Annotated in this window: 11 protein-coding genes; 4 read left to right on the top strand and 7 right to left on the bottom strand. The window is 64.1% G+C overall.

The window, feature by feature from the left end:
- Nucleotides 1-188 precede the first annotated feature (188 nt).
- Together HPY44_03610 and HPY44_03605 are read left to right on the top strand one after the other, a co-directional pair.
- Nucleotides 189-962: a sugar phosphate isomerase/epimerase gene (locus tag HPY44_03610; GenBank protein NSW55077.1), complete on the top strand. Its 774-nt coding sequence runs from the start codon at nt 189-191 to the stop codon at nt 960-962.
- A gap of 83 nt (nt 963-1,045) precedes the next feature.
- A complete protein-coding gene (locus tag HPY44_03605; GenBank protein ID NSW55076.1) occupies nt 1,046-2,017 on the top strand; it encodes an aldo/keto reductase family protein in 972 nt (323 codons plus the stop codon).
- Nucleotides 2,018-2,103: 86 nt separating this feature from the next.
- Here HPY44_03605 and HPY44_03600 read toward each other — a convergent pair whose 3' ends face one another.
- The 5 genes from HPY44_03600 to HPY44_03580 all read right to left on the bottom strand — a co-directional run bounded on the left by HPY44_03600 (nt 2,104) and on the right by HPY44_03580 (nt 7,693).
- Complete coding sequence (locus tag HPY44_03600) at nt 2,104-2,958, bottom strand: DUF1559 domain-containing protein (GenBank protein ID NSW55075.1); 855 nt, start codon at nt 2,956-2,958, stop codon at nt 2,104-2,106.
- A gap of 16 nt (nt 2,959-2,974) precedes the next feature.
- Nucleotides 2,975-3,661, bottom strand: coding sequence for a DUF1559 domain-containing protein (locus HPY44_03595; GenBank protein NSW55074.1), 687 nt, complete (start codon nt 3,659-3,661; stop codon nt 2,975-2,977).
- A 127-nt stretch (nt 3,662-3,788) separates the two neighbouring features.
- Entirely contained in the window at nt 3,789-4,358 is a 570-nt protein-coding gene (locus HPY44_03590; GenBank protein NSW55073.1) for a hypothetical protein, read from the bottom strand.
- A 61-nt stretch (nt 4,359-4,419) separates the two neighbouring features.
- Nucleotides 4,420-6,138 (bottom strand): hypothetical protein, encoded by a 1,719-nt coding sequence (locus HPY44_03585; GenBank protein ID NSW55072.1) that lies wholly within the window; start codon nt 6,136-6,138, stop codon nt 4,420-4,422.
- A gap of 16 nt (nt 6,139-6,154) precedes the next feature.
- Nucleotides 6,155-7,693, bottom strand: a complete 1,539-nt coding sequence (locus HPY44_03580) for an AAC(3) family N-acetyltransferase (protein ID NSW55071.1) — start codon at nt 7,691-7,693, stop codon at nt 6,155-6,157.
- A 100-nt stretch (nt 7,694-7,793) separates the two neighbouring features.
- On the opposite strand from HPY44_03580, the gene HPY44_03575 reads away from it, so the two are divergent.
- A complete protein-coding gene (locus HPY44_03575; GenBank protein NSW55070.1) occupies nt 7,794-8,714 on the top strand; it encodes a phosphatase PAP2 family protein in 921 nt (306 codons plus the stop codon).
- Between the two features lie 41 nt (nt 8,715-8,755).
- Here the strand turns inward: HPY44_03575 and HPY44_03570 are convergent, their stop codons facing one another.
- Both HPY44_03570 and HPY44_03565 read right to left on the bottom strand, forming a co-directional pair.
- The gene (locus HPY44_03570; protein NSW55069.1) at nt 8,756-13,408 is read right to left on the bottom strand and encodes a hypothetical protein; all 4,653 of its coding nucleotides are present in this window, start codon (nt 13,406-13,408) and stop codon (nt 8,756-8,758) included.
- Nucleotides 13,409-13,444: 36 nt separating this feature from the next.
- The gene (locus HPY44_03565; protein NSW55068.1) at nt 13,445-15,676 is read right to left on the bottom strand and encodes a hypothetical protein; all 2,232 of its coding nucleotides are present in this window, start codon (nt 15,674-15,676) and stop codon (nt 13,445-13,447) included.
- Between the two features lie 130 nt (nt 15,677-15,806).
- On the opposite strand from HPY44_03565, the gene HPY44_03560 reads away from it, so the two are divergent.
- Nucleotides 15,807-17,312 (top strand): hypothetical protein, encoded by a 1,506-nt coding sequence (locus HPY44_03560; protein ID NSW55067.1) that lies wholly within the window; start codon nt 15,807-15,809, stop codon nt 17,310-17,312.
- The last annotated feature ends 375 nt before the right edge of the window (nt 17,313-17,687 follow it).

Raw genomic sequence — 17,687 nt, 5'->3', positions numbered from 1 at the left:
TCACCCAGTGGCAGGCCGGCATCCGAGTTCGAGCCGTACCCGAACCCGATGCAAGTGCCGTCTGAGCCGTCGCCATCGCGGGGCTTCCGCCGTTGACGCCGGGGGCCCTTTTGAGCATACTTCAGAAAAACCACAGGCAGGACGATCCCCCGACGGGGATTGCCTGACCAGCCGAGAGGACGATTTGCATGCCACGGACACAGATCGCCGCCCAGCTGTATACGCTGCGGAATTTCACCCAGACCACCGAAGACTTTGCCCAGGCCATGAAGCGGGTGCGCGAGATCGGCTATGAGGCCGTGCAAGTCTCCGGCATCGGCAAGGACATTGACTGGGCCGATGTTCGCCGCATTTGCGACGACAACGGGATCGTGGTCGCCGCGACCCACGTGTCCTTCGAGAGCCTGCGCGACGACACCGACCGGATGATCGAGCAACACGAGATCATCGGGTGCAAGTACCCCGCCATTGGTGGCCTGCCCAATGAGTTCCGGGGAAGCGCCGAGGGGTACGCCGCCTTCGCCAAGCAGGCCAATGAGGTGGGGCGTAAGCTGGCGGCGGCCGGCATGGCTTTCGGGTATCACAACCACAGCTTCGAATTGGAGAAGTACGGCGATCGCACCGGCCTGCAGATCATCTACGAAGAGAGCGACCCGAAATATGTGACCGGCGAGATCGACACCTACTGGGTGCAGCATGGCGGCGGCGACCCGGCGGCCTGGATCCGCATGCTCAAAGGCCGCATGTTCCTCGTCCACTTCAAGGATTTCCGGATTGTCAGCGGCGAGCAGCGCTTCGCTGAGGTCGGTGAGGGCAATCTGAACTGGCCCAACATCCTGGAAGCCTGCAAGACCACGGGCGTCGAATGGTACATCGTCGAGCAGGACAACTGCTACGACCGCGATCCCTTCGACAGCCTGAAGATCAGCTTCGACAACATGCGGGCGTGGGGCCTGAAGTAACGGAGACCTGCCCCGGCTGGGAGGGTCCGGGCCAACCGGCTGCAACGGCTAAATCCACAACCACGCACGCCAGGGGATACACCATGGAATACCGCAACCTCGGCAAGTGGGGCGTCAAGATCAGCAAGATCGGGCTGGGGAGCTATCTCACCATCGGCATGCATGTGAGTGATGACGTCGCCGCCGAATGCGTGGCCCTGGCCTTCGACTCCGGCATCAACTGGTTCGACACGGCCAATGCCTACAATCGCGGCGAGGCTGAAAAGTCCCTGGGCCGTATCCTCCCCGGCTATCCGCGGGAATCGTATGTCCTCGCCACCAAGGTCTGGGCGCCCATGGGTGACGGGCCTAATGATCGCGGGCTGTCGGCCAAGCATATCTTCGAGCAGTGCCATGCCAGCCTGAAGCGGTTGAACGCTGACTACATCGACCTGTACCAATGTCACCGACCCGACCCGGATACTCCGCTGGAGGAGACGATCCGGATCATGGATGACCTCGCGCGGCAGGGGAAAATCCTCTACTGGGGTTGCAGCGAATGGCCGTCAGCGCTATTGCAGGAGGCGTGTGACCTTGCGAGAGCTATGGGCTGCCGGCCGCCGGTATCCAATCAGCCCCGCTACAGCCTCCTGTGGCGCTACCCGGAGGCCGAGGTCTTCCCCACCACGCTGAAGACCGGGATGGGCAACGTCGTCTTCTCACCTCTGGCGCACGGAGTACTCACCGGCAAGTACGAACCCGGCAAGCCGCCTGCGGAAGGGACCCGGGCCTCGGACCCATCGCAGAACAAGATCATGATGGACCTGTATTTCAAGGACGAGGTACTCCGCAAGGCCCAGACCCTCAAGAGCATGGCGGCTGAGCTCGGAATCAGCGCCGCCCAGCTTGCTCTCGCCTGGTGCATGAAGCACCCGGCCGTAACGTCGGTGATCATCGGGGCCACGAAGATCGAGCAGATGCGGGACAATGTGGCCGCAGCGAACGTGGAACTGAGCGACGAGACCTACGCCCAACTGTGCGACCTGTTCCCCAGACCCGAACTCGGGGCGCCATAGAACCGGACCGAGAAGAACCTGCTGGATAAGAGCAACGGGCCTCCATCGCTGGAGGCCCGTGTCGTGGGTGCAGTCCGAAATGCGGCTCAGTAGTTCCTTGGGTCGCCGAACATCTTGAGACACTGGGTCTGATCCATCGGGCCGGACGGGGTTTTCTGGTACTTCACGTGTCCGTCGCAGTAGGCCATGTTGGTCCCGTCGTTGTGGCGCTTCCAGGCCTCGATCGTAGCTGCGGCGTCGTCGCCACGTCCCCAGCGTCCTGCGCAGGAGGTGCTGCGGTTCGTTCCGCACAGCCCGCGGGTGTTCATGCCGTCCCCGCAGAGGACCTTCTCGGCCGGGAACTTGATCTCGGCCTGGAGGCGGCCGTAGCAGCCATTGTTGCTCTGCAGGACCTGCCGCGCTGCGGCGTAGCCATTCACATCATAGTTCGCCGATGGGCAGACGAAGATCTGGCGGTTCTTGATGTACGGACCCGTGAGACCCGCATAGCGAATGTCGGTTGTTCCGACCGAGGCCGGGCGCCACCACGGGTCCACATTCAGGCCGTCGTTTCTGCCGGTTCGGGGTGGTGCGCTGCAGCACCACGGGAACTTCTCGTCATAGTCCTGGCTGTACATGAGGAACGACAGAGCGATCTGCTTCAGGTTCGACTGACAGCTTGACTGGCGCGCTTTCTCGCGTGCTCTGGCAAAAACGGGGAACAGAATGGCCGCCAGGATCGCGATAATCGCGATGACCACCAACAGCTCAATCAGCGTGAAACCATGGGTCTTCTGCAAGCCGGTCACCTCTTTCCTGAAGGATGTAATGCTTACCTTCGACGTGGGCCTTGCGAGTTCCTTCCCCTTGTTACGACAATTTCGACGATATTCTGCCGGTTCTAACGGGCGCTGAAAGTGAGAGCCCCGGCCTTGGGTGCCGGGGCTCTGCAAGTAGCGCAAGTGGAGCCTGTCTGGATTAGAGATCCGTGCCCATTTCGGCGGCGGTGAACTGTCGCTTGTGGAACTTGACGTGGCCGTCATAGTAGCCGCAGTTCATGCCGTCATTGTGGTCAAAGCGTCGGGCATCCCAGCCGGTGGTGGACCCGGTGTCAGTGCCCATGTGCCCCACGCCGCAGACCATGTGGCAGTGCACTGCAGTCTCCACGATGGCGATGAGTTCGGCCGGAGTTTGGAACTTGGACTCCTTCGGGGCTGGTCGGTGATAGCTATTGCCGAAGGGGCCATTGCCGATCTGACCGATGACGCCCGGGCGGCCGGCGTTCGCGCCGTACCCGCCGAGGTTTTGCCCTGCGAAACTGCGCGGGATGCTGAGCATACAGGGCCGGGAAATCTCTTCGGTCGAGGGACAGATATAGAGCTGCCAGTTCTTGGCGTAGGGCTGGGTGACTTCTCGCCAGTCCCAACCCGGCGCAACACAACCCGTGGTGGACGAGGAGGTGCAGTTCTGCGGGAAGCGGCCGTCGTAGTCGGTCTTGTACATGATGCAGGCGAGCATGATCTGTTTGATATTCGACTGACAACTTGCCTGGCGCGCCTTCTCGCGTGCTCTTGCGAACACCGGGAACAGAATGGCGGCCAGGATCGCGATGATCGCGATCACAACCAAGAGCTCGATCAACGTAAAACCGCCTGTCTTGCGCAAATCCCGTCACCTCTCTTGTGGATAGGATGTTCCTCTATATTCCGCGTGTTCTTACGAGTTCCTTCCTGTTTCCAGGTTTTTTTCGAGGCAGCCGACGGTGGCGCGGCGCTGCACGCAGGCGATCATTTCAGCGGGCTTCTGCAGTATCGAGGAGGATTGCTAACCCAACGGCGATTCGGCGGTCAAGACGCCTGCCCGGATCCGCGCTCAGATCCAGGGAGTACTTGTCGCCGATCGTGAACTGCCGGTGGAAGTATCCCACCTTCGTCCCGTCGGCCAGGACGACCTCGAAGTCGGTGCGGATCCAGTCGGTGAGGAAGCGGCGGATGATCGCCTTCGCCCAGGAGTCCTCCTGCGCGATGGCGATCAGTCGGCCGTCGGGCCCGGTGATCTTCCAGGTGCGCCGAAGCATGGAGAAGAGCCCCTGGCGCTCGAAGACAGCAATGGTTGCGCCATCGGGAGACAGGAGGGTGAACATCTGGTTGATGGCGATGATCTTGTCCTGGCGCAGTTCCAGGAGCTTGTTCGCCTTGGTGTCGTCGTCGTAGATGGAGACGTGGGCCTTGAGCTTTAGCGCCGGCCGCACCACGAAGAACAGGGGGCGCTGCATCTCGTCATAGACGTAGTATGTGCCCAGGGAGAGGATCTTCTGGTGTATCAGGTACTTGTTCAGCGTGAACTTGGGATTCGTTTCCATGTCGCGGCCTCCGAATCGGCGAGATGGTCCGTGTGGGACAGTATTGGGCGGCCGCAGCAGTCTAGCCCGCGAACATCGCCTGGGCCTCGACCAGCACGTCCTTGGGTTCGCCGATGGCCAGGACCTCCTGCAGGTGTTCCCGGGCCATGAGTGGCTCGCGCCGCGCCGAGTAGAGCTTCGCCAGGGCCAGGTGGCAGCGCGCGATCTCCTGCACCGCGCCATTGGGCGTCGCGGATTGACCGGCCAGCGCGTGGTATCGGTCGATGGTGGTAAGCAGCTCAGGGATATCCAGGGAATCGACGCCCCTCGAGAAGTCGCGCCACTTCCCGGCCATGATGATCTGGCGGTTCACGTCGTCGAAGGACCATTCCACGCGGCTGTTGGAGGTGGGGCGCATGACCGATGTGGGGTCATCCACGTGCAGCGCGCCGAACATATGGGCCATTTCATGTACCAGGGTCTCTTCCACCGCGCCCGGCTTGAAGGTCCACTCCAGCGCTTCATTAGCGGTGATGTACTCGAAGGAGAAGTCCCGGGTGAGCAGGTATGCGCCCACATGCGGGCAGCCGTAGCCGATCCACAGGTGCTTGTGCATGGGCTGGAACTGCGACGGGTGCATCTGAAAGACTTCCAGGATGAACCCGAGGGTGAGCTCGGGTCTGCGGGTTCCGAGGGCCTGCTTGAGGGCGACGTACTGGGGCTCGAAGCCGTTGTTCGAGGGCGGGTTCCACGCGATCATGTCGGTAACCCGGAAGCGGATGCCGAACTCGCGCTCGAACACTTCGGAAAGCTTCCCAACCCGCACCCGCACTTTGTTCTCCGTGCGCGGGTCGGTGAGGGCGTCGGCATCCACGGCGCAGGTGACGTCGATGGTGCGCACCTGGCCGAGAGTTGCCGCAATGATCTGCTCTAATCGAGCGGCCTCCGCGGCGCGTCCGGTTCCCGTCGCATAGCGCAGATTCAGGCGCGCGAAATGCAGGCCGTCCTGGTAGCGCTTCTCGGACCAGTACTGGCCCAACACATCCGCCACCCGGTCGGGACTGAAGGACTGCTGCCAGAAGGCAACGGCGTACGGGGACGAACTGTAGTGCAGCGCGAAGAACAGTTCAGCCCACGCCGTGGCCGTTGCGGGGGATCGATCGCCGCGCAGGTAGAGATTCCAGGCTTCGAGAGCCGCGTCAACCCGACCGTCGCGCACCAGCCCGCGCACACCCAGGCATACCAGGGCCGGCCGCAGCTTGGGGTCCTGCAACGGGATCGACGCCATCATAAGGGCGAGATCGGGGTCCATGTCGCCCAGCGCCAGCCACTCCCGGGTGCGTTCGGAGACGATCTGCTGGAGCTTCCCAGCCAGTTGCTTGCGCAGGTCGTCCGACCCATACAGAGGCACCTGCCCACTTGCGGCAGGCATGAGAGTGGCGAGAGCGTCGATCTGGCCTTCGGCCAGACGCCGGTCAACCGCCTGCACCGCATGGGTCATGGAGCGCGCTACCAGCGCATTTCCCTCCCACCCGGCGATAAGCGAGAAAGTGTCTGCGAGAAGGTCCATGCAATCCCGGAAAGGCGTGTTGGACAGGGAGAGAGTGACCAGCGTGGCGTCAGTGCCCTGGCCGATGATCCCTGCGCCGATCTGGCGGCCGAGATCCGCCAGGACATCGGTGAGCGGGCGGTTGACCGCCTCCACCGACACCTGCCGCTTGTCTACATCCGGCCCGCCGGGTTGCGCAAAGGCCGCCACCGAGAGAGACAGGCAGGCGGCTACCGCGAGGAATACACGCATCAGTGCAACGTCCCTATCACAGGTTCTCCAGCAGCCTCCAGAATGCATCCGCCTGTGCGTTGAAGGCCTCCCGTCCGGTGCGGTCGCCCATTTTGAGGCACAGGAATCCGTCGAAGCCGCGGCAGCGCAGGATCGAGATCAATTCCTTGACCTCTCCGTTGCCTTGGCCGGGCAGCGTAAACTGTTCGCCGCCCGGATGACAGCCGTCGGTCACATAGAGCTGCCGTATCACGTGCTTCAGACGGCCCTTGTAAAAGGTGTTCAGGAACGGGTGCTCGCCGGCGTGGGCGAAATGGGCCGGGTTGAAGGCCAGCAGCACGCCGTTGTTGGCTGCGAAGAACTCCTCGCAGCCCGTCTTCGTTTCGCACAGGCCGCCAAGCTGGTTCTCGACCACCAGGCTGATCCCGTTCTCACCGGCCTCGAAAACCAGCGCGGGAAGCTCTTCCACCGAAAGGTGGCTGTCGGCGAAGAGCGGCGGCAGCTTGACGAAACCGCAGTTCAGAGCCTTCGCAAGCACCATGGCCTGGCGCACGTTCTCGTTGAGGGACAGCGGCCCCGAGCACGAGACCATGCTGACGCTCATCGACCGTGCGGCGATCTCACCGGAAATGCGCTCGATCTGCTCGGGCGCCATGGAGCCGATCATACCGGATGTCGCCGGGCCAAGCTCGATGTAGCCTATGCCGTGGGCTGTGAGTGTCTGCAGCGCATCGCCGAGTCGGTCCAGGTTCACCGTGAGCTCGTCCAGCACAGCCGATAGAGTGAAGCTCTCCTGGGCCAGACGGTGTCGCTTGATCGCGGCCCTTTGGCGCACACAGTCAGCGCAGTTCGGGTTGTCGCACAGTACCGCGGCCGGGTCGTCGCGCAGGGCCTCGATGGCGACCTGCAGCAGCTTGCCCGCGGGCATGAGCGTTGCAAGCGCCCGGCCCACCTTCCCGATCTTGAGCACTCCCGCGCGGCGCAGGATGGGATTCAGACCGATAAAGTCCCGGTGCGGCCCGGGGAACTTGTGCAGGATCTTGGTCTGAACCTCACCTGATTCATCGACATAGTCCCGGCTGATGGTGTTCAGGTACGGCGCATCTACGGCTTCCTCGGCGCAGTGCAGGAGTGTGCAGCGGTCCTGGTCACAGCCAAGGAGGAGGATGTAACCGTTTTCCATTCTCGCGATGCGCGCCCAGGGGCACTCCGGACCCAGTGCGGTAGGCTGGTCGATGTGCCCCGCCATGATCTCGTCGGCCTTCGGGCCTAGGCAGCAGACGGAATGGGTCGGATGAATGCTGCGCTTGACGCCGGGCCAGGAGCGGAACCGCTCGGTGACCTTCCCCACGTTGGAGGGTGAAGACTCCACCCGGAAGGGCTGCTCGCCGGACATCGCAGGCATACAGAGGGTCCCGGTTGGGCCGACGGCTTCCGCGAGTGCCTCGATGACGGTCTCGGCGCCACCCTCGACCCGTCCAAGTGCGGACAGGGATGAGTGGGCCATGAGCACCATGCCTTCGCTAACACCGAGCGCCCTCAGATCGGCCAATATCTGGTCTTTCGTGAGCCCCATCAGCATGCTCCCCCGGTTGGTTTGCTGGCGGCAGGTACTGCTTGGGCTGCGGCGAACCCTTCTTCAACAGGTATCTGAGTTTCAGACAGAAGGGCAAGCCATGTCAAGCCTGGACTTCCTGATGTGGTTGCAGAGCCTGCGAGTCCCCTTCCTGGACAACCTGTTCATCGGCCTGTCAGGATTGGGGTCGGAAGAGGCCTACATGGTGTTGCTGGCTTTTGTCTACCTGTGCGCGGGCCATCGGATTGGCTTTCATCTGATCATCCTGTTTCTCGCCACCTCTTTCTCCAATGGTCTGCTCAAGCAGTCCATCGGAACGGTGCGCCCCTATGAGGCCTATCCGGACCAGATTACTGCCCTGTACCCCGAGAGCGCAGGCGGCCCGGCTTTTCCCAGCGGCCACGCCCAGAACGCCGCGGTGGTCTGGGGGGTCATCGCCCTGCGCACCGGCTCGCCCGTCAGACGCATCGCCGCACTGCTGCTCATTGCTGGGATCGCCTTCTCGCGCCTGTGGCTCGGGGTTCACTGGCCGGTTGATGTTGTCGGCGGACTGATCATCGGCGGGCTGATTCTGCTCGCCTACCTGTTCGTTTTGGGCGCGTGGAAGGCGTCGGGACGGAAGCTGGAGGCCGCGAACTCCATGGTTCTGGTGGTCGCGGCATCCGCGATGACATACATTGCCGGGCAGGGCGTCGAGGCCTGCGTGCGCTCCGCCGGAGTGCTGCTGGGCGCCGGGATCGGGTTCATTCTCCTGGAAAGACGTGGATACAGCGCCCACGCACCGCGGCTCACCCAGGCCTTCAAGCTGCTGGTGGCGGTGACGGTCCTGCTCGGCCTGCGCATCGGCCTGAAAGCGATCCTCGGTGACAGTGAACCAGCCGACTATGCACGCTATGCCATGCTTGGGTTCGGGCTCACATACCTGCTGCCCGTGACCTTCACGGAGTACTACAAGTGGCGCATGCGGGTCCGGCGCGGGATGGCCCTGGTCGACGACGACACGCCAGGGCCGGCGCAGTAGCCGGGTGCGCGGTCTGTGGCAATTGCCGCCCCTGTCACCCCTCACTCCACCTGGAAGCTCGTGCTGCTGGTCGCGCCCCATTGGGGAAACCGGATCGTCAACCCGTAGTTGCCCTGCGCAGCGTTGACCGGCACAGGCACGCGAACCGTCTGGGTCCCGCTCAGTGGCGCAAAGCTGCCGCCGAACCGGCTGACAGGCTTTCCATCCGGTCCGGTGACTTCTGCCTCCATGAGTACTCCGCCCATCACCGGTTCCTGGCCCTCACCGGCGACAGTCACCGAGTAGGAGAGAGTTCCTTCGCGCTGCACTCGCCCTCCGGGCATTGACAGTTGCACACCGGCAGGCCGCGTCCTGTAACCCGCCACAGCCCGCGCCCAGCGAGCGGGAACGGTCAGGCGCAAGAGGGTCTTGCCGTCCTGCACCTGGGCAGTCACGGGCGACATGCTGTCCATGTCCACCAACCACCGCAGATCGGCACGGTCCAGAGTCACAGTCACTTCCTGTTCGGAGGGCTGGTGATTGACGACGAGAAGAAGCGCAGCATGCTCTCCCCCACGCAGTCCGGCCTCCACGAGGTCCACCGAATCCTGGGTCTCCGAGTACTCTACCCGCACATTCGGGACAAGCCCGATCCCGTCCAGCAATTGCGCGAGTCCGGCGCGGAAGGCTTTGCAGGCCGCCGGTTCCGGAGTCCGCACTTCCACCAGCTTGCGGAATTCCTCGTTGATATCGGTCTGCAGGAAGACGATCTTGCCCTCTCCTAATGACGCCATGGACCACTGGATTGGCCCGCAGGCCGGCTGCGGGTCGCCTTGTGCGGGGAGACTCCACGCCGGCGGTGCGCCCCGATGGCTCTGCGTCGGCAACCGGTCGCAGATGAGCACTCCGCCGGCCCTGACCCATTGCTCCAGCAATTCCGCCAGCTTCTCGTGGATGAACTCGGCCTTGAGCAGCACCAGCGCGGGATACGGGATCTCGCCGGTCTCCACGATCACCTGTTCATTGTGGATGTCGCACTCGCCGAAGCCGCCCTGGATCGCGGCCAGGGCGTAGTCCGGCGTGGCGTAGCCGTTACCGATGGCTTGCTGGGAGTTCGGGAAGAGCAGGGCGAGGCGCGCACGCACTGCGGGCATGTGCTTGAGCATCGGGCCCATACGGCGGATCATGCGGAAAGCCTTGCCGGCGTCCTCCCAGCGTTCCGGCCGGGACTGGGTGCCCGTGGTCGCGACGGTGTTGATGAAGCTGTTCAGATAGTCGGCGCCGCGGGCAATCGCAGTGAAAGCGCATTCGGCCGATGCCTGTCGCGGGTTCTTCTGGAAAGGCCAGTTGCGGTCATCCAGCTCCACGTAGAAGCCCCACGGCACCTTGCGTGCCCGGGAGATGTCGCGCATGAAGCTCATGGAGAATCCCGCCTGAACCATGCGGATGCGCTGGGACTTCGGGTAGAAGTAGGGGTACACGTCGAAGTCCGCCCAGCTCACATGACGGGTCCAGTCGAGGCCGTCCTGCTGGGAATTCAGCGGCCTCTGGTAGCCTGTCGCGGCGGCCATGTATGTGAGCAGCAGGTCGAACCCCGCGTCCATCTCGTCGAGAATTCCCCGGCTGTGGCGGTAGCCCTCGCCGAGATACTCGCCCATGAAATCCGCAAATGCCCAGCGTTCGTAAGGCTCCTGGCTCTTTGCATAGTCCGCGGAATACTCGATCCCATACCTGCGCTGGAACTCCGCCTTGCCTTGCTCGCTGATGTTCGCGAGTACGCCCGGGTTCACGGTGGGCTCGTCCAGGATTTTGGCCGAGATCAGGCGCGGGGTGCGCTTGCCCACATCCACCTGCCACTCGAGCCGTCCGCGAAGGTGATCGCGGTAGCCGGGATCGAAGGGACACACCGCCGGCGGGCCACTGGCGTTGAGGTCGGTGAAACTGGAGTACTCGTAAGTCGTCGCCATGCCCCGGCGTTGGGCATAGCTTTCGGCCACGCCTTTCAGCCGCTGGTTATTGCGCGGCGTGTCCGACTGGAAGCTGCTTGTCCCGGTGATCGCCGCGGTGTTGAAGCCGTGGTCGATCAGGTCCTCCACCCGGGCCTGGATTCCGGCGTCATCCAGCCAGAATCCGTCGCCGTCGACGCCCACGATGGACATGAGTGGGAAGAAGTCGCCGAGGTCCAGGGGGTCAACGACGTAACAGGTTGCGCGTTGCGTGCACACCGTCTCCCCGGCCACGGAAGCCGTAACCTCCAGCGCGTATTCGCCCGAGGCCAGGTTCGGCAGGCTGCCCGCGAACCGCGCACCGGTCTCAGATTCCACCCGCGGCACATCCCACCGGTATCCTGTGGTCGGATCGACTAACTCCGCCTGTATGTGAGGCATCTCCTGCAGTGCCGCCAGAAGATCGGTCGCGCCGGTCACCGGCCCGCTCATCTCGAGGGTAAGCGTGTAAGTGTCGCCGGCCCTGGCTTCCTTGCCCTCCAGGGGCGACTCAATCTCCAGCCGGTAGGTGGTCATGTCGAACTGCCGCAGGTCACGCAGCCAGACGCGAACGCCGGGCTCCACCACACGAAGGGCCACGGGACCGTCCGGGGTCTGGATGGTCATGTCCAGTCCGTGACCGCTGAACAGATTGCCCGGGGTGGTATCCACAGGGAAGACCCCTTCGCGCACACCCTCCTCCTGGGTCGCGGTGTATTTCAGTCCGGCGTAGTTGCTCACCGGGAAACTCACGTTCAGGGGCAGGCGGCTGACCCGCATGTCCTGCAGCACCTCGTACCGGGTCTGGACCCGCACCTTGCCGCCGGGATTCGCCTGGATGTCCCGCTCCACGCGGAGAATGCGCCCGTCTTCGCCGATCCGCAGGTTCTCCGCCGGCCGCGCGCACACCGCGAAACCCGTCACGTTCCAGCGAGGCAGCAGGTTCTCGGTGCGTTCCTGCACTCGCACGTCTTCAGCGCCAGCGAGATTGTGCATGACGGTCTCGGTCCCCGGCTGGTAGACCCAGGGGTCCACGAAGTTGTCCACACTCACGGGGAATTGGCCCCCGGAGTAGTCCACCCGGGGGCCCGAGCCCGGGCTCACCCGGGCCAGGTCGCGCCGCCGGGTGTCCACGGTGAACTCCACCGGGCTTCCGGGCGCAAAGGTGTACTTGCCCCGTGTCCACAGCACTCGCAAGTCCAGCGGGTGAAGCACGGTGATCTCGAAGTCTCGCACCTCTCGCCCGCCATCCGGTGCGGAAGCGGCAATGACGAAGGGATACTTCTCCTCCGCCTGCTTGGGCGCGGGTATCGAGATCGGAAACTCCCGCCGCTCTCCCGAAACCGTCGCGACAGCCGTCAGTTCCGCTGCCCCCATCACGCTCAGCGGCGGCAGTTTCAGGTCGGTGATCGCGGGCGTCGTGCTCTCGGGCCCGAACCGTACCAGCGTCCGCAGGAAGTCATCCGAGAGGGTTGAGGTGAAGAAGTCTCCGGTGGCTGAGTTCGCGGCGTGGACCCAGGTGTTCACCACCGTGCTGACGCCTTTGCCCATGGGTGCGGTGATCACGAGAGGCCTGTCGCCGGCGGTCCAGGGAACCGCTGCGCCCTCGATGGGCCGCAGGTCCTGCATCTCCGTGACGGTGCCGAGACCTGCCGGATCCAGCCCCGCATTGAGGTAGTGCGGTTCTCCGGGAACCGGTGGCTTGTTGATAGGCAACGCCTTCGCTCCGGGCTCGAAGGTTACCGGGAGCACCGCCCTCAGCGGCGCCTTGAAGTCCCTGGACGCGTTCAGCGTCACCGGCCCGCCGAAGACCACCAGCCTGCTGCCCGAGACCACCGCGTCGGCAATCCACGTTGCCTGCTCCCAGGTCATCACGAAGGGGTCGATGCTCAGCAGCACGATCAGATCATACGCGAGCACGTCCTCACGGGTCTGCGGGAAGTCGAAGAATTCGAAGTGCAGGCCGCGGTAGTGGCAGGTGTCGATCTGCGCCTCCGGATACGCCTGCCGGATTGCTTCCTCCAGCCCGTAGTACCCCGCGGCCCGGTGCTTGAGAAGCAGAACCCGCACGCCCTCATGAGCCGGACGCTCCGACTGCTTCGGCTCATAGGACTGCTCCTGCGCCGGCTGTCTCATGACGAGCTGGACATCATCCAGCAGCAGCGCGAACTGGGCATTGCGGTCGTCAATGTCATCCAGCCGGAACGTGATCTCCCGGATAGTGCCGAAGACGTCGTTCCAGATGTTCCGCACGTTCGGGCCGATACCGGTCTCCAGGTTCACCGCGACCCACTCGCCCACCGGGAAGGGCCGGCCGAGTTGTTCCTGCACGTCGTAGTCGGTGAAGGCGGTGTCCGAAGTGCGCAGGCGCACCCGGAACCCGCCTTCAGGTGCGATCGCGGCCTCCGTGAACTTTGCATAAAACCGCACCCCGACCACGTCAAGCTTGCCCGGCTGAGGGGTGAGTTTCCGGGTGATGAAACACGGTTCGCTGGCCTTGTCGTCCACGTAGCGCACGTCGCAACGCAAGACCTGACCGCGCTCCGGGTCGTCGATGATTTCCAGGCCCTTTTGACCTTCGCCGCCCCGGTAGTACTCGGGTGACATGCTGCTCTGCCAGGCGCTCAGGTCAACGGACGAGAAGTCGTCTACGGTCCAGACGAAATTGCCCTGCGCGAAAGTTGGGGTCATGAGGAGCACCCCCGCGAGGATCAGCATTGCGCGGATCATGATCTGCCTCCAGCGAGCCGTGATTGCCGGCCCGGCCTACCGGGCCTGGATTTCGCGGTCGATCCCGACGAACCCGCCATTGCCCCCCACACCCGCGAAAATGCGCGACGGGTCGTGGGGGTCGACGGATATACACGAGACATTGGGCCAGGTCATGCCCTCAATTTCCTGCTGCCAGGTTGCGCCGCCGTCCGAGGACTTCAGCACGCCCTGCGCAATGTTGGCATCATGGTACGGATGGTCGGTAGTCCCGACATACAGCACCTGACTATCTGCTGGGCTCACCGCGACGCAGTTGGTGAAGTGATAGTCATAGACGCGCGCCCAGGTCTTCCCACCGTCGGTGCTCTTGAACAGCCCGCCGGGGAGCAACTGCGGCGGGGACAGTGTGCGGTCGTACTTCTCGCGCTGGCAGATATACAGGGTGGCGAAATCCCGGGGATCAGCCACGAAGTCCTTCAGGTCCCCGAAAGGCGCATAGGTGCTGATCCTGGTCCAGTTCGCGCCGCCATCGGTGGTCTCGTAGATTCCCGCACCGTTGAGAGGATTGCCGCCCAGTGCCACTCGCAGGTGCTCCGGATTAGCCGGGTTCATCACCAGGCGGCACGGCTGCGTGACGGCCTTCTCAGGCAGGCCGGCGTTGATCGCTGACCACGAAAGGCCATCGTCGGTGCTCTTGAAGACCCCGTGGCCGTTGCAGGTGACGTACAGCGTGCGCGAGCCTTCCGGGGAAGCCGGATCCAGCACCAGGGAGCGCGTCTGGCCCACAGGCAGGCCGGTCCGGGGTTCGCCAACTACCGTCCAGGTCGCGCCGCGGTCAGTGCTGCGGCAAACATCGCCCACGTTGGACCCCCACTGCCCGCTGCAGGCCCAGAGCTTCGCGTTGTCGGCAGGGTCAACCACCACGGTGAAGCAGTTGCCGGCGTTCTTCATTCCCTCGGCGCTGCGGCGGAAAGTCCTGCCGCCGTCATCGCTGATGAGCAGGCCGATGTCATAGAAGCAGAAGTACCCGCGCGCGGGGTCAACCGGGTCGAGCACCACGTCAAACATGCACGTGACTTCCAGCCCGGTGCCCGTGAAACGCCCGTCTTCGAACTGGCGGCAGTAGCGCTGCTGCCAGGTCTGCCCCGCGTCATCGGTCAGGTATACATGGCCGGAGGTGCCGAACACCAGCAGATCGGGGTTGGCCGGGGAAATCGCCAGGCACTCCACGCTCGGGCCCCATTGAGTGATCCAGCCACGATCCATGTTGGCCTGATCGCCGAAATGCCAACTGCTCCGCGCCCAGTTCATCCCCCCGTCGGTGCTCTTGAACACCCCTGCACTCACCCACGACGCGCCGCCGACGTACACCACGTTGGCATCGCGCGGGTCCACCACGATTTCCTTGTAGATGGAGTTCATAGGGGCGGGCTTGTTGCGGGAATCCACACGCTGGTCCAATCCCTTACTGCGCCGTGTCCAGGTCTTGCCGCCATCCTCCGAGCGGAACACCCCGCCGTTCCAGGGCTCCTCGTCTCGCGCGGTGGTCTGCAGCGTGCAGTAGACGATGCGTGGGTCCGAAGGCGCGATAGCCATTTCCAACACGTGCGGGTGATCCAGGCCGACGCCGGAACTCACCCACGTGGCGCCCTTGTCCTCGCTCCGGAACACTCCGCGGTTTGTGGCCGCCAGCACATATGCGCCGTCAGGCGCCACCTCGATGTCGCAGACGATCGCATCCGCGGGAAGCATTCCCTCCGGCGTCACCAGCGCCCAGGACTCGCCACAATCGACGCTCTTGTAGATATGACCCTTGCCGTCCTTCTGCCAGCGGGGCCGGCCGATGCCTGCGTATACGGTATTCGGGTCGGTCGGATCGAAACACAGGCCGCCAATGGGTGCGGAGAAGGCGTAACGCTGAGGCTCGGGGAAGCCCTGCCTCTTCCACTGCCACGTGCTCCCGCCGTCGGTGGACTTGAATACGCCTCCCTCCATGCCGAGGAGGATGACCTTGTTATCTTGAGGGCTCACCGCCAGGCATTCCACGAAGGCGTCATTGAGCCCCTGGTTCTGGATGCGCCACGATTGCCCGCCATCTGTGGAGAGGTAGAACCCGCCCACATCGCAGCCCACATAGAGCACGTTGGGGTCTCGCGGGTCGCAGGCAATGGACTGGATCCACCCTCCGCCGCCGGGGCCGAAATTGGTCCAGGTGATGTCGGCGCACCACGCTGCGACGCACAGCGCGAGAAGAGTCACGCACAGGGGAATTGCTCTTGTCAGCACGTGGGTCATCCTCCGCCGGGCGCATTGACGGCGGCCCGGTATCGTGTACACTCCTATTCGCGCCGGAAGGCTCGCAGGCCTTCACGGACGCTGTGCCACAGGACACATGCGGAAGGAGGAGTTGGCGACAGTGGCAGACGATCTCGATCTGAAAGTGGGAATCTCTGGAGTGCGAGGGGTGGTCGGCCAGGGGCTGACCGTACAAGTCGCCCTGGAATTCGCCCGGGCTTTCGCGGGATGGTCGCCCGGCCGGCGCATCGCCCTGGGCCGCGACACCCGGGTCACCGGGGAGATGCTGCGCGCCGCAGTGGTTGCCGGGCTGTGCCAGAGCGGCCGGGATGTCGTGGACTTCGGGGTCCTTCCGGTGCCCGCTTTCCAAACCGCGATTCGCTTCGATGACACACTCTCGGGCGGCGTTTACATCAGTGCCAGTCATAATCCGGAGGACGAGAACGGTCTGAAGTTCTACCGCCCTGACGGCATCATCCTGTTCCCCGATCAGGCAGAAGAGGTCATCGCGGCCTGGCGCAAGGGGCTTTTCTCGACCGTCGCGTATGACAAGATCGGCGCGATCGAGTGCGCCGGCGGGGCGATGGAGCGCCACGTCGAGCGGATTGCCTCCCTCGTGGACTGCGACCTGATTCGCCGCGCGCAACTGACAGTGGTCATCGACTGCAACAACGGCGCAGGGTGTCTGTGTGCCGGGGATCTGCTTTCCCGTCTCGGCGTGGCGAAGCTGGATGTTATGAACGCTGAGCCGACAGGCCGGTTCACCCATAAGCCCGAACCGGTGCCCGCGCACATGAAACAACTTGCGGCGCGGGTGGCCGAGCTTGGCTATCACATCGGGTTCTCCCAGGACCCCGACGCTGACCGGGTGTCCATCGCAGCCTGCGTGCCGGGAAAGAGCGGTGTGCGGGGCATGGCAATTGGGGAGGAGTACACCCTGGCGCTGGGAGCGGCATCGGTGGCAGCCCAGGCCCGCGAAAACGGGCAGCATGTAGTCATGGCCTGCAACACCTCCACCAGCCGCATGATCGAGCAGGTGGCGGAAGATTACGGGTTCGATTTCGATAGGTCCCCGGTGGGCGAGGTCAACGTGGTGCTCAAGCTGCAGGAACTCCTGGAGAACGCACGGCGCGGACATCCTGGCGCGGATGTCTTCGCCTTCGGTGGCGAGGGCGGCGGCGGCATCATCGACGGTCGCAACCAATACTGTCGCGACAGCCTGAACTCCATCGCACTCATCCTGCAGGGCCTTGCGCGCTGGAAACTGAGCCGGGACAGGGGCGACCTGCAGCGCCCCGGCGATGAACGCCTGCTCCTGGACCACTGGCGCAGGAGCGTGCTGCCGCCTTGCGTCATCGTGAAAGACAGCATGCGGTTCGGGTCGCTCCGCCAGCAGAACAAAGTGCTCAAGGCGGTGTTCAGGCACCTGCTTGCGGCAGATGTGCCCCAACGAGACAAGCGCGACGACGACGGTGTGCGGGTGCGTTACCCGGACGGCTCCTGGGTGCATGTCCGGCCCAGTAACACCGAACCGATCGTGCGGTTCATCGCCGAGCACGACACCACCCGCAAAGCCCGGGCGCTGGTGGACGAAGCAATGCAGGTCGCACGGGACGTCCTGGGGTGAGAACGGAGGCCTTGGGGGGGTGTCACGCTGCCGACCTTCAGGTCGTTGATGCCCCGGGTTGACGCCCCGGGTTGAAACCCGGGGCTAGGGGCCTGCGGCCGGGCGTCCTGCCGGACGCGTAGTAGGTTGACGCTCCGGGTTGACGCCCCGGGTTGGTGCCCCGGGTTGAAACCCGGGTCTGGGGGCCTTCGGCCGGGCGTCCTGACGGGACGCGAAGGCTGAGCGTCCCGCTCGACAGGCCGTTGCCGTTTGTCGTCCAGCCCCGCAGGGGCGTCAGCCTCTTGCCACCAGCGTAAGCTGGTGGAATCAGGGCCCCCCTCCAGATTATAAGAGCCCCCGAAGGGGGCGGCAGAAATCCGACCTCCGCCTGCGGGC

It is taken from the genome of Armatimonadota bacterium (genome assembly GCA_013314775.1).
In the GTDB taxonomy this organism is placed as follows: Bacteria; Armatimonadota; Zipacnadia; order Zipacnadales; family JABUFB01; genus JABUFB01.
Note: the sequence above shows the minus strand (reverse complement) of the source record. Positions and strands in the feature narration are given on the sequence as shown.

Excerpts from the sequence above, each read along its gene's own strand:
- HPY44_03575 (NSW55070.1), top strand. The coding sequence starts at position 7,794 with ATGTCAAGCCTGGACTTCCTGATGTGGTTGCAGAGCCTGCGAGTCCCC.
- HPY44_03585 (NSW55072.1), bottom strand. The coding sequence starts at position 6,138 with ATGCGTGTATTCCTCGCGGTAGCCGCCTGCCTGTCTCTCTCGGTGGCG.
- HPY44_03580 (NSW55071.1), bottom strand. The coding sequence starts at position 7,693 with ATGGGGCTCACGAAAGACCAGATATTGGCCGATCTGAGGGCGCTCGGT.
- HPY44_03590 (NSW55073.1), bottom strand. The coding sequence starts at position 4,358 with ATGGAAACGAATCCCAAGTTCACGCTGAACAAGTACCTGATACACCAG.
- HPY44_03610 (NSW55077.1), top strand. The coding sequence starts at position 189 with ATGCCACGGACACAGATCGCCGCCCAGCTGTATACGCTGCGGAATTTC.
- HPY44_03605 (NSW55076.1), top strand. The coding sequence starts at position 1,046 with ATGGAATACCGCAACCTCGGCAAGTGGGGCGTCAAGATCAGCAAGATC.
- HPY44_03570 (NSW55069.1), bottom strand. The coding sequence starts at position 13,408 with ATGATCCGCGCAATGCTGATCCTCGCGGGGGTGCTCCTCATGACCCCA.